The sequence below is a fragment of the Fulvivirga aurantia genome (genome assembly GCF_009711475.1).
Taxonomy (GTDB): Bacteria; Bacteroidota; Bacteroidia; order Cytophagales; family Cyclobacteriaceae; genus Fulvivirga; species Fulvivirga aurantia.
In genome coordinates, this window is sequence record NZ_SMMD01000880.1 from 1 (window position 1) to 13,430 (window position 13,430).

The 13,430-nt window shown below is 39.2% G+C and carries 12 protein-coding genes; 4 read left to right on the plus strand and 8 right to left on the minus strand.

Translation table 11 applies throughout. The annotated features are described in order from the left end of the window. The 4 genes from mptB to proS all read right to left on the minus strand — a co-directional run. The coding region (gene mptB, locus E1176_RS14470) for a polyprenol phosphomannose-dependent alpha 1,6 mannosyltransferase MptB (protein ID WP_155211348.1) at positions 1–1,263 on the minus strand (1,263 nt) is incomplete at its 3' end. Further along, positions 1,256–2,737 (minus strand): cellulose synthase family protein, encoded by a 1,482-nt coding sequence (locus tag E1176_RS14475; RefSeq protein WP_155211349.1) that lies wholly within the window; start codon positions 2,735–2,737, stop codon positions 1,256–1,258. The genes E1176_RS14475 and mptB, both read right to left, overlap by 8 nt. Beyond that, positions 2,713–3,402: a glycosyltransferase family 2 protein gene (locus E1176_RS14480; RefSeq protein ID WP_155211350.1), complete on the minus strand. Its 690-nt coding sequence runs from the start codon at positions 3,400–3,402 to the stop codon at positions 2,713–2,715. The genes E1176_RS14475 and E1176_RS14480 overlap by 25 nt, the downstream gene beginning before the upstream one ends. 132 nt (positions 3,403–3,534) lie before the next feature. Next, positions 3,535–5,010, minus strand: coding sequence for a proline--tRNA ligase (gene proS, locus E1176_RS14485; protein WP_155211351.1), 1,476 nt, complete (start codon positions 5,008–5,010; stop codon positions 3,535–3,537). 130 nt (positions 5,011–5,140) lie between these two features. Between proS and E1176_RS14490 the strand changes: the two genes are divergently transcribed. Further along, positions 5,141–6,553, plus strand: a complete 1,413-nt coding sequence (locus E1176_RS14490) for a hypothetical protein (protein WP_185152821.1) — start codon at positions 5,141–5,143, stop codon at positions 6,551–6,553. A 25-nt stretch (positions 6,554–6,578) separates the two neighbouring features. Continuing rightward, entirely contained in the window at positions 6,579–8,174 is a 1,596-nt protein-coding gene (locus E1176_RS14495) for a porin family protein (RefSeq protein ID WP_155211353.1), read from the plus strand. A gap of 36 nt (positions 8,175–8,210) precedes the next feature. Here E1176_RS14495 and E1176_RS14500 read toward each other — a convergent pair whose 3' ends face one another. From E1176_RS14500 to E1176_RS14510, 3 genes are read right to left on the minus strand one after another with little or no spacing between them, the layout of a single operon-like run. Continuing rightward, the gene (locus E1176_RS14500) at positions 8,211–8,726 is read right to left on the minus strand and encodes a shikimate kinase (RefSeq protein WP_155211354.1); all 516 of its coding nucleotides are present in this window, start codon (positions 8,724–8,726) and stop codon (positions 8,211–8,213) included. A 6-nt stretch (positions 8,727–8,732) separates the two neighbouring features. Further along, on the minus strand, positions 8,733–9,839 hold the full coding sequence (locus E1176_RS14505; RefSeq protein ID WP_155211355.1) for a BT_3928 family protein: 1,107 nt from the start codon (positions 9,837–9,839) through the stop codon (positions 8,733–8,735). Further along, complete coding sequence (locus tag E1176_RS14510; protein ID WP_155211356.1) at positions 9,829–10,380, minus strand: DUF1599 domain-containing protein; 552 nt, start codon at positions 10,378–10,380, stop codon at positions 9,829–9,831. Before E1176_RS14510 ends, E1176_RS14505 begins: the two co-directional genes overlap by 11 nt. A gap of 39 nt (positions 10,381–10,419) precedes the next feature. On the opposite strand from E1176_RS14510, the gene folP reads away from it, so the two are divergent. Continuing rightward, positions 10,420–11,274 carry a dihydropteroate synthase gene (gene folP, locus E1176_RS14515; protein WP_343030544.1) on the plus strand — a complete coding sequence of 285 codons (855 nt, stop codon included), beginning with the start codon at positions 10,420–10,422 and terminating at the stop codon, positions 11,272–11,274. 17 nt (positions 11,275–11,291) lie between these two features. Next, positions 11,292–12,194, plus strand: coding sequence for a diadenylate cyclase CdaA (gene cdaA, locus E1176_RS14520; RefSeq protein WP_155211357.1), 903 nt, complete (start codon positions 11,292–11,294; stop codon positions 12,192–12,194). 67 nt (positions 12,195–12,261) lie between these two features. Here the strand turns inward: cdaA and kbl are convergent. Beyond that, on the minus strand, positions 12,262–13,430 hold a 1,169-nt coding region (gene kbl / locus E1176_RS14525; protein ID WP_155211358.1), incomplete at its 5' end, for a glycine C-acetyltransferase.

Below are 13,430 nucleotides of genomic sequence, written 5' to 3' on the forward strand. Positions count from 1 at the left end.
GATTAAACCACAATATTCGATGGCTGTCAACCATAAAACTTCCTTAAAGCCGCTTTCGGAATAACCCACGTAAGTAAGGAAGATTAACAACGACCAAACTACAATTACATTATACTTGGTTAACACCGAAAACGCCAAAAGTGTACAGATATACCAAGGATGAACGGTGGTGGCCAACAGAAAATAAATGCCAAGAACAATTATCACTGCTAGTGGTAACTTATCTTGCTTTCTCATAATGGAATATGCCGTAACTAACAAAAACGTAAGAGATGCCAGGTACGGACCTGCCGTTGAGATGATATTGTATCCTTGGAAATAATACCCAACCTCTCTCACCAGATAGTATATACTGGCGTTAAACTCAAATTTTTGAAAATACAATGAAAGGCTGGCAGTCATTCCATCAATTAATTCCTGACTCACCAGTGGCAAAAATGCCAACAACGTAAACATGCCAGTAAAGCCATAAAATTTTATTAGAGTCGGTCTGTAAAGCCTTTTCAGAAACAGCGGCAATATGATTAGTGGGATCAATTTTGCTGAGATCGCCATGGCAAAAAGTAGTGAAGCCATTACAACACGTTGAGTGAGCAACAAGTAGATACTTGCCACCAGAAAAAATATCATAAAGGCCTCAAAATGCAAATTTCCTGTAAGTTCTAAAATGACCAATGGGTTAAGTACATACCACAAAATATTTCGTTTCTTTATTTTGTAATAATCAGCCAGCTTAACCAAGAAATAGATTGTACCTATCTCTGCCAGAATAATCAAGCTCCTGATAATTACCGCACTTCCCAATACTGAGTCAGGTGATAAAGTAGCTGAAAGCCAAAATACAAATTGAGCAAAGGGTGGGTAAATGGTAAAGTAATCTGGTGAGTTGAGTTGAAAGAACAACTCCTTAGTGAGTGTACCCGGTAGCTGATTCGCTGCGATGTATTCCGAAGGCAATTGACTGAAAGGGTTGATACCCTCTACTATCAACCTACCGTCCCACACAAACCGAAATATATCATCAGAAAGAGTTGGCAGGCCAAAGAGCAGAAGACACCTAAAGGCCACTCCTAAAAATATTAACCCGGGAAGGCTCAAACTAGTCGACCTTTTAAGGAGCCACCAATAAGCAAAGAATAGTAAGATATAACTGCTGATAAGCGAAACGCTGTGATATCTCTCAATGAAGTAGCCGATATAAATATAGACAGCCGCTGATAAGGCTACTACAGTATAGGTTAAATACCGATCCTCCTTACCCATACTTGAGAGGTTTCACCGAATGGTAAAATACACTAGCAAAACCAAGCGCCAGCATAACATGAAAAATCATCAAGCCCCAGTCGTGCAGGTATACGCCCACCCCTATTCCGAAAATAAAATACAGGCATAGTAAACCCTCCATGATGGTAAGAAAGCTAATTTTCGGCTTGATATACTGATTTCCCTGCCACTTATCTTTTTTTGATTTTATGTTAAACTTCGGAGTTCTTATAAACGGACTCTTAAACCCGAATAGACCTTCTAACACTGCTATGCCATTGTGCAGACTCAGCCCCATAGACACAGTCAAGAAAACAGGGAATATCTTAAAGTAATATCGACCTGGCTTCTTCTTGTACATTCTTTTGGTGGCTGTCCAGTAAAAAAAAGCAATTGAGAAAAAGCCAATTAAGAAAATACTGCCTAGATCGAATAGCAAAGTCAGCTCCGGGTTAGCATCTTTGATAAATAACATCGGTATGCTCAAAATCGAGGCTAAGAGTAAACAGACAAATACAGAGCTGTTGAAAAGATGAAAAATGGCGTGTAGCTTACTCGAAAATTGAATTTTTGAAGACAATACTTTAAATAGGTTTTTCCGAGCAGTTTCAGCAGCCCCTTTGTTCCAACGATATTGCTGCGATTTTATGGCAGGCATGATCACGGGGAGTTCTGCCGGAGCTACACAATCTTCCAGGTATTTAAATTTCCAACCTTTCATCTGTGCTCTATAACTAAGGTCCAGATCTTCAGTCAATGTATCTGCTGACCAACCACCTGCTTCTTCAATACAAGTTTTCCTCCATACACCACCTGTTCCGTTAAAATTTATAAAGCTTCCAGCATGACTGCGACCTGTTTGCTCAACAGAAAAGTGAGCATCTAAACCAAATGCCTGTAATTGAGTAAGTAAGGAGTAATCTTTGTTGATGTGACCCCATCTGGTTTGTATAAGCCCTATTTCTTTAGAAAAGTGGGGTACAGTTTTTAATAAGAAACTCTTTTTTGGCAAGAAATCGGCATCAAAAATGGCAATGTACTCACCTTTAGCAATGTTCAATCCGTAAGCTAAGGCTCCTGCCTTAAACCCTTCTCTTTCTTTTCTTCTTACTTGCTTTATATCTATGCCTTTGGAGCTCCAGTGTTCTACTTGCTCTTTTACTATGTCGACAGTTTCATCTGTAGAGTCGTCTAATACTTGTATTTCCAATTTATCAGTAGGGTAATCAAAATTACAAACTGCATTTATCAGACGATTTACCACATATTTTTCATTATAAACCGGCAACTGCACAGTCACATGCGGCAATTCATCGATCGATGGTTGTTGACTTGATTGATCTTTTTTAGCCTTAAGGTAATGCCAGGTTAGGTGAAGTTGCCCCAGGCTAAACAAAAAAATGAAAAGCAGTGAAACACAATACAATATAATTACAACTAACTCCACACCTATAAATACTTGAAAATTGTCCAAATTATTTTATAACCAGCCATAATCGTCCCTTTGACAGTACCGGATATTTTAGAAAACCCGATGCGCTTTCTATAGTTCACGGGCACTTCAATACATTTTAATCTTTTCTTGGCTGCTTTCAACTGCATCTCAACCGTCCAGCCATAGGTTTTATCCTGCATGTCCAATGCTATGAGCTGATCAAACTTAATCGCTCTGAAGGGACCTAGATCGGTAAATTTCACACCGTACAATAGCCTCAATAATGATGTTGCCAGCCAATTACCAAAAATCTGCTGAGGTGTCATCGCGCCTTTTTGCTTATTACCCAAAGCTCTGGAGCCAATGACCATATCGTAGTCCTCCTCCACAATCGGCTTTATTAGATTTCGCATTTCTTCAGGGTAATCAGAATAGTCTGCGTCAATAAACACTACGATATCAGGTTGCTCTTTTTGTGCTTTTAGATAATCAATTCCTTTCAAACAAGCTCTGCCATAGCCTCTGGTCCTTTCTTTTAAGACTGTAGCTCCGGCTTCAGCTGCTATCTTTTCCGTTTCGTCAGTCGAAGCATTATTTATTACAATCACCTGATCAACCAAATCCCCAGGAATTTCTCTCACCACATTACCTACACCATTTTGCTCATTAAAAGCAGGTATAATTACCTTTACCGAATGCTTCATTTCACGATTATCAGGCTGCAAAGTAAATGATTATATGATCTGGACAAAGTCATTTTAATGACATAGAAGCAATCAAAAACAAAACGCATCTCGATAGACAAGATGCGTTTATATTCTTTTTAATTTTTATTCTTAATAAGCTCGGGCAAAAACCACTCGTTTATTGGAAGGCTTGCCTGAATAAATACACTTACCACTCTCCTCTTCAGCATCTACCGGTATACACCGAATTGTAGCTTTGGTTTCTTCTTTAATTTTTTCCTCCGTTTCGGCAGTACCATCCCAATGGGCCATTACAAAGCCTCCTTTGTCATCTAAAACTTGCTTAAACTCATCATATGAGTCTACCTGTGTAGTTTTTGAAGCCCTAAAATCAGCAGCCTTTTTGTAAATATTCTCTTGTATATCGGTAAGAAGTTGTTTGATGTGCTGCACAACACCATCAGCACTTACAGTTTCTTTGGCTTTCGTATCTCTTCTGGCAACCTCAACAGTCCCATTTTCTACATCTCTAGGGCCAATGGCAATTCTTACAGGTATCCCCTTCATTTCATACTCTGCAAACTTCCATCCGGGTGAGTTGGTATCACGGTCATCATATTTTACACTTATACCTAAATCCTCCAGACCCTTTTTAATCTTATCAGCCTGGTCGTGTATGCCATCTGCCGCTTGCCCTTTTCTGAAAATAGGTACGATCACAACCTGGATAGGTGCTAATTTTGGAGGTAACACAAGGCCTTCATCATCGGAATGCGCCATAATCAACGCTCCCATTAATCTTGTACTTACGCCCCAAGAAGTACCCCAAACTAGGTCTAGCTTACCCTCTTTATCGGCAAACTTCACATCAAATGCTTTTGCGAAATTCTGACCAAGGAAGTGAGAGGTACCTGCCTGTAAAGCTTTACCATCCTGCATCAAAGCTTCAATACAATAAGTATCAACCGCTCCCGGGAAACGCTCACTTTCTGTCTTCACCCCTTTGATTACTGGCATCGCCATAAATTCTTCTGCAAACGTGGCGTAAACATTAAGCATTTGTATCGTCTCATCGATAGCTTCTTGCTTGGTAGCATGAGCTGTATGCCCCTCCTGCCAGAGAAATTCTGCAGTTCTTAAAAACAGACGGGTTCTCATTTCCCACCTCACTACATTAGCCCACTGATTTACAAGAATTGGTAAATCTCTATAAGACTGAATCCATGATTTGTAGGTGTTCCAGATCACTGTTTCAGAAGTTGGTCTCACAATAAGCTCTTCTTCCAGCTTTGCATCAGGATCAACCACAACACCGCTACCATCTTCAGCATTCTTAAGTCTGTAATGCGTTACCACAGCGCACTCTTTAGCAAAACCTTCAACATGATCTGCTTCTTTGCTTAAGTATGATTTGGGCACAAATAGAGGAAAATAGGCATTTTGGTGGCCAGTATCTTTAAACATTTTATCAATAGCCGCCTGCATTTTCTCCCAAATACTGAAACCATATGGCTTTATTACCATGCAGCCTCTTACTGCAGAATGCTCTGCTAAATCAGCTTTTTTCACCAATTCGTTGTACCATTGCGAATAATCTTCACTTTTTTTAGGTAAACCCTTACTCATACTTAATTTGGTATAAAATTTGTTTGTTAATACAATAAATTACTATTCGGCAAATATACTTATAATAATAAAAGCCCTCTTGGGAATTGTCGTTTAATAAATTATGTTTATCACAACAAACCCACATGCCATGAAGACGTTTAAAGCCAATCTAAGTTTAATGCTACTTGTGCTGTTTAGCGCAGGTACAGTTGCTGCTCAGGAATATGATGATATGTATTTTTCTGGTAAAGACAGAAAAAAAGTAAAATATGTGAGCAATGACAAAGTAGTTTCTCAGGATCTGAGTGAAGTAGCTCAATTTACAGATAACCCTGGAGAGAACTTCTCGGCAAGAAACGTCAACCCTGAATATATAGCCAGGTATCAGGCATCATCTCAAGAAAGTGCTTCAGCAGAATTTGCTGATGACGAGTATTTTGTTGAGGATTTTGATAACAATACAGATCTAAATAGTACCGTTAGCGATTTTAGAGCTAACCCTAATAATATCGCTGTGCGTGATCGCTTTGGAAATTTAACTTATTTCAATGATTACAATGATGTGTATTGGAGCGACCCATTTTACTATGAAGGTTCTGTATTCGATCCTCTCTACAGACCATATTATGCAGGTTTTGGTGGAGGTTTTTATAGACCATGGAGAAGTGGCTGGAACGTATCGATTGGTTTTGGCTGGGGCTGGAACAACTGGGGTTGGAATAGATGGAACCGTGGCTGGGGCTGGAACTCATGGAATGCTGGATGGGGTTGGAATACCGGTTGGGGTTGGAACGCTGGCTGGGGCTGGAATAATGGTTGGGGCTGGAACAATTGGTGCCCTCCATACTACGGATATAATGGCTGGGGTAACAACGTAGTTGTAATCAATAATTACGAAAACAGAAATAACAGAACCATTAGAAGTGGCCGTGCACCTTCGAGAAGTGCGGTTGTGAATAACAATAGCAGAAGAAGGTCTGTAGCTGGTCGTGGTGAAACAGTAGATAATAACTCGTCTAGAAATGGTAGAACTGCTGCCGTATCAGGTAATTCTAGATCAAGATATATATCTCCATCAAATAGCAGAAGGGATTATGCAGACGCTCAAAGTAGATACTATAGAAGATCTAGAAGTAGTGTAAACTCTGACGATAATAGCAGAAGTTATAATAGTAGAAGCAGAAGTTCTACTAATTACACGCCAAACTCAAGAGGCAGTTATGGCAGTAGCAGTTCATCTTCTGTGGAGAGAGGCTCTTCTTCTAGAAGTGATAGATCTTACAACAACAGATCATACAATAGCAGAAGTAGAAGCTCAGGAAGTAGCTACAGCAGACCAAGCAACTCAAGATCAAGTGGATATAGTCCAAGTAGATCGAGATCTTCTAGCAATAGAAGCAGTGGATACAGATCATCTGGCGGTAGCTCTTCAAGATCATCAGGAGTGAGCAGATCTTCATCTTCCTCAAGATCATCGGGAGTTAGCAGGTCTTCGTCTTCTTCAAGATCAAGCGGATCTAGAAGCTCTGGAAGTAGCAGAGGTGGCAGAAGAGGAAATTAATTCGTAGAAGCTTAAATCAACTCAAATGTTAAATATTAAGAAGCTTATTTTTTTAAGCCTGGGATTGTTTTGCCTTGGGTTTACATCACAGGCACAAACTACTCAGACAGATATACTAGATTTTGAAAACCTGGTTTTACAGCTTAGCCAAACCTCACCAGGTGGTTCTGCAAGAATCAGAGGCTTAGGCCAAGCACAAACAGCATTGGGAGGTGATATTAGTAATGCATCATCTAACCCTGCCGGACTTGGTTTTTTTAACCGTTCTGAGTTTTCTTTTACACCTAACTTTAATTATTCAAACAGTCAAACAGACTATTTAAACCGCACCACCAATGACGGTAAACTGAATTTCAATTTTGCCAATATGGGTGTAGTGTTAAATAGCACGAAAAGTGATGTGGTTGACAGTAAATGGCGAGGGGGCAACTTTGCCATCAGTTTAAATAGAGTAGCTGATTTCAGCAATAGTATAACTTACGAAGGCTTCAATGAAGTGAGCGATTTTATAGATTTTGCTGTTGATGCAGAGAATTTCACCGGAAGAACTGACCTGTCTGATTTAGCATTCAATACTTTTCTTACGGATGAATTTTTTGTGATTTATAATGGTGATGATGGCACCACTAATGAACTTGATTCAATCTCTATAAATGGTTTACAGTATTACATTCCGGATTTATATGGAAGTAATCTACAAAATGGTGATTCGTTATTTTTCGTTGATAGAAATATTTATACCTCAGATGGAAGTTTAGCTTTTCCAACTCAAGACAATCCTACTTTTCAGCAAGAGTCAATCAATTCAAGAGGATCTTCTTATCAGGCTTCTTTTGCATATGGAGGCAACTATAATGATAAATTATATTTTGGTGCGAGTATAGGTATAATGGCATACAACCACGAAGTAGAAAGAATCTACACCGAACGCCCTTCAGGCGCAGACCTTAGCCGTTTTACATTAGAAGACTATTTTGAGCAGAGTGGTGTTGGGATAAATGCTACTATTGGCGTAATCGGTAGACCTGCAACTTCTTTGTTACTAGGTTTTAGCTATACCACACCAACATTTTACGCTGTAGAACAATTGAGAACATTGTCTGCAACAGCAGAATATCCTGGCTTTGATACCGAGTTCGATGAAATCATTTATGAGCCATTTGATTACAGTGTACGAACTCCCGCGAAGCTCAATTTAGGCGCCACTTACTTTTTTGGAAAAAATGGGTTTATTACTGGCGACATTGAAAGAGTAAATTATGCTAGCGCAAAACTTGGAAATGCCAGCGATGGACAGGGTTTTAGTGGAGAAAATCAATCTGTAGATCGTTTCGAATCTGTTTTTAATTATCGTACTGGTATTGAATTTAGGTTTGGAAAGATTAGAGCGCGTGGTGGGGCTGCCTACTTGCAAGACCCCATAGATGACGACCTCGACCAAGATCAGTTGACCTTATCAGTGGGTGGAGGCTTACGTACAAAAAAATATTACACTGATGTAAGTATTATGAATACGGTTATATCACCAGACAATACTATAAGCCCTTATCCCGGGGCAGCGGTGGCAACCTCTCAAACGGACAGAACGAGAGTTTCTATATCTGTAGGATGGTTCTTTTAAAATGAAAAGATTTATGTAGTAGAAAGGCATCTAATACTAGATGCCTTTTATTTTTTCTATGACATTAAAAGCCTTTAGTTCTCTTTCCTCAATAATCAAATCAGCTTGTTTGTATACTTTTTCTCGCTCGGCCAATAACTGACCTAACTGTTCGTGGATTTTATTATCTTTTTCAAACTTAGGCCTTTTAGTGAGGTCAGTTTTTTCTAACCGCTGCACAAGAGTCTGCAATGGCACCTGTAAATAAACTACAATTCCTTTTTCTAACATGACCTCGATACCCTGATGATAACATGGAGTTCCTCCACCTGTTGACATCACAAAATTACTTGAGCTATTGGATATTTCATTGAGCAATTTGCTTTCAAGCTGTCGGAAGTAACCTTCACCTTCGGATTGAAAAATCTCTGTAATAGATTTACCTTCTGTAGCTTCAATCTCTTTATCCAGATCGACAAAAGGTAATTTCATGGCTTCTGCCAAATCAACGCCAAATGTCGATTTACCGGCACCAGGCATGCCAACCAAGTAAATTTTTTCTTTTGACTTCAAAGAAGCTTAGTTTATCAAAGCCTTAATCTCATCAGCACTTGGCACGTCATTATTGTGCCATTTGCCAAGTACAATTCCATCCTTCAAAAGCATAACACCAGGGTTTGACCTGATCATCGCCTTGAGCACGGTGGCATCTGCCAGGTAGTATTCAACTGCCAACTGGTGCTGGTGTCTAAAAGTCTCAAATTCTGAAATACCGGCAGAGGTCAATACTAATGGTGTTATTTGATTACCAACACCATCCATCAATGCACGTATCTCATCAATTTCATAAGTATCGGCTTTTTTAGTATCATAAAAAATGAACAGCAGCTTAGCTCCCTGAAAAGTCTCTTGTGTATAATCATTTCCATCCGGGTCAACCACCTGATAATCTGTAATCGCTGGTGTAGATGCCTTTTCATTCACAATCGATGATGAAACATACTCATAGCCTTCATCGGGCATTAAGTATTTTTGAGAAGTCACTGTTTCTCCGTCTTTAGTGAAAACGTACTCCAAGATTGGAGGCTCATCAGCTATCATCTCTGCAGGTATACTGTTGCCTATCTTGTAAGGTCTGAAATCGATATATGGCAAATGTTGAATAGCATAAATACCTACAATAAAGCTTATAACAGTAACCCCACCAATTACGAAATGACCTGGTCGGGTACGAAGCATTGGTTCAAATCTGCGTCTGTGCCAGAAAAGATGGAGAACAAAAACGATCAGAATTAAATCCTTGTAAAAAGATTGCCAAGGTGTGAGTGGTATCGCATCTCCAAAACAACCACAATCCGTAACCTTATTAAAATAGGCCGAGTAAAAAGTGAGGAAGGTAAAGAATACCATTAGCACAAGTAAAATCCATGTAGCCTTGCCCATTTTATAATTGATCAGCGCTGCAACACCTAACACCACCTCAAGTACAATAAGAAACAGACCTATTGGTAATGCAAAAGGTATAAAAACTTCGAAAAATGAACCGAAATCAGTGGCAAAAACATCGAAATATTCTTGCAGCTTAATTTTAGTGCCAATAGGGTCGTTTAATTTGATAAGCCCGGAAAAAATAAACAGGCCACCAACAAATACACGAGAAAAGACGTCAATAATCTTATTTAGCATTTTCTAAAAAATTTAACTTAATCAATGAAAAAACAGAGTAGTTAATCATATCCTGATAATTGGCATCAATCCCTTCTGACACCAGAGTTGCTCCTTCATTATCTTCAATCTGTTTTACACGAAGCAATTTCATCAAAATGATATCAGTAATAGAACTCACACGCATTTCTCTCCAGGCTTCCCCATAATCATGGTTTTTATTCATAAGCAACTCCATGGTATCATTTGCCGCCTGATCATAAAGTGGCTCCAGTTCTTCGTAATCTATCTCCATACGATCGTCAGTCAGCTTCATTTGTATGAGCGCCATGATACAATAGTTGATAATTCCTACAAACTCAGAAGCTACATCGTCTCCGACTTTTTGAGATTTTTTCTCCTGGATTGATCTTATTCTTTGTGCTTTAATAAAGATCTGATCTGTGATTGATGGTAATCTTAAAATTCTCCAGGCAGTACCATAATCTTTGGTTTTCTTTTCGAAAAGAGCTTTACACTCCTTAATTACCTGCTTATATTCGCTTACGGTTTTATCTCTCAATTTTTATAAGTATTTTCTTATAGTCAAATCATTCTGAAAGTGGCCAAAAATACAGTTTTTTCAAAGAAAAATACGCTCAACATAAACGGAAATCTTATCTCGCTGGATAGGCCAAAAATCATGGGCATTTTAAACGTTACTCCTGATTCCTTTTTTAGCGGAAGCCGGAAAAACAATTTAGACGAAGCCCTGGCCACTGCAGAGAAGATGATGAATGAGGGTGCTACCTTTTTAGATGTCGGTGGATACTCTTCTCGCCCTGGTGCTCAGGACATATCTATTGAAGAAGAAATCGGAAGAACTTCAAAAATTATTGAGCATATTAAAACCAAGATACCCGAAGCGATTGTTTCTATAGATACCTTTAGAAGTGAAGTCGCCAGGAAGGCAATAAATGTGGGTGCAGATATAATAAATGATATATCTGGTGGGGAGTTAGATAAAAACATGTTTGACCTTGTTGCTGAGGTTAAAGTACCTTACATTATGATGCACATGAGAGGTACTCCTCAAAACATGGTTACTAAAACAGACTATGAGGATATACTTAAAGAGGTCGTAGATTATTTTCAAAATAAACTGAATGTACTACACAAAAAAGGTGTGAGTGACATAATTTTAGACCCAGGTTTTGGTTTTGCAAAAAATCGAGATCAAAACTACAGATTACTGCGAGAGCTGGCATTTTTAGATGTTTTGGAACAACCTGTTTTAGTTGGAGTTTCGAGAAAATCAATGATATACAAATCATTAGAATCAACACCTGAAGATGCTCTCAATGGCACAACGGCACTCAATACCATCGCCTTACTAAATGGGGCTAATATTTTAAGAGTACACGATGTAAAAGAAGCTGTAGAGGTGGTCAAATTAATGGAATTGACGTATAATTAGATACTAGACAAAAGAGATTGATTTATTTATTTAGCATAGGGTTTCTAGACATCAGCTGGGTCGATATTATCGACATTGCGCTGGTAAGCATTCTGCTCTACCAGGTGTATAAACTTATGCGCGGTAGCGTAGCCGTTACAATCTTTTTGGGCGTACTTTCTCTATACCTCATGTACCTGATCGTACGTGCTGCCCAGATGGAGCTATTAAGCCTGATCTTGGGGCAGTTTATGGGTGTAGGGGTGCTTGCTGCTATTATACTGTTTCAGCCTGAGATCAGAAAATTTTTACTTCTCGTAGGCAAAACAACAGATTTTAACAAAGGTAATTTCTTTAAAAACTTATTGATTTGGAAACGCAAAGAATCCGGTGAAGCCTTCAATATTACACCTGTGATTGAAGCTGTAAAAACACTTGGGGGCACCAACACAGGGGCGCTCATAGTTTTTTCAAAAGATTCGGAGCTTAAATTCTATGCAGAGTCTGGTGATGTAATAGACGCTTTTCTTTCTAAAAGACTTCTACTCTCTATTTTCAATAAAAACAGCCCGCTCCACGATGGAGCAGTTATCATTTATAAAGGCAAAATCAAAGCTGCACGATGCGTTTTACCTGTCTCAGAAACTGATAAACTATCTGCTCAATTTGGCTTGAGACATAGAGCAGCGCTCGGTATGTCTGAGGTTACAGACACCATTGTATTAATCGTTTCTGAAGAAACCGGTCAATTTTCCCTTTCCAGAAATGGCACATTGATGCACAATCTTTCTCCGCAGGAGTTAAGGAAGAAAATCAATGAGTATCTGACTACCGAGGAAGAAATGAGAAATGAAGAAACCGAAACGGCCAATAAGAGTGAGGCCGAGAAAAAAACAACTTCAAATAAAATAAGTAGTGAAGCAAAGGCATCAGGTGCCTGATATTAATAAGTCAAACCTGACTTAGAACTTTGGAGAAGCTCTAAATCAGATTTGATCAATATTTATACTACTTGATAACTTCCAGTTCTTTTCCTACCTCAATAAAAGCATTAATTGCTTTATCAAGGTGCTCCTGATCGTGAGCTGCTGACATTTGCACTCTGATTCTAGCCTGACCTTTTGGCACAACGGGATAGAAGAAGCCAATTACGTAAATACCTCTTTCTAAAAGCGCGTCTGCCATCTTCTGAGCCAAAGGCGCATCATAAAGCATAATGGGTACAATGGCATGCTCGCCAGGCTTAATATCAAACCCAGCCTCGGTCATCTTTTGTCTAAAGTATTTGGTATTATTCTCGAGCTTGTCTCGCAACTCTGTGGTTTCGCTCAACATGTCAAGCACAGCAATCGATGCTCCGGCTATAGAAGGGGCTAGTGTATTAGAAAATAAATAAGGTCTTGATTTCTGTCTTAAAATTTCGATAATCTCTTTTCTACCTGAGGTAAAACCACCTGAAGCTCCACCCAGAGCTTTACCAAGCGTACCTGTGATGATATCCATTCTACCCATAACGCCACAGTGCTCATGCACACCACGACCTGTCTTACCAATAAAGCCTGTAGAGTGACACTCATCAGACATTACCAAAGCCTTATATTTATCTGCCAGATCACAAATTTTATCGAGCTGAGCAATCGTGCCATCCATTGAGAATACACCATCCGTAACAATGATCTTGTTCTTAGCACCGGCCTCATCAGCTTCTTTAAGTTTGGCTTCAAGGTCGGCCATATCATTATTGTTGTATCGATACCTCATGGCTTTACAAAGTCTTACACCATCAATAATTGAAGCGTGATTTAAAGCATCTGAAATAATCGCATCTTCAGGCCCCAAGATAGGTTCAAAAACACCACCGTTGGCATCAAATGCCGCAGCGTATAAAATGGTATCCTCAGTGCCTAAAAACTCAGAAATTTTTCTTTCCAGCTCTTTGTGAATATCCTGAGTACCACAAATAAATCTCACAGAAGACATGCCATAACCATGTGTGTCAATGGCTTTTTTGGCAGCCTCCACCACATTAGGGTGTGAAGAAAGACCAAGGTAATTGTTGGCACAGAAGTTAATCACTTCTCTACCTGCTTCAGTCTTGATTTCAGCTCCCTGAGGAGTTGTGATTACTCTTTCTCTTTTGTAAAGTCCTGCTTCTTTAATAGCAGCTATTTCTTCCT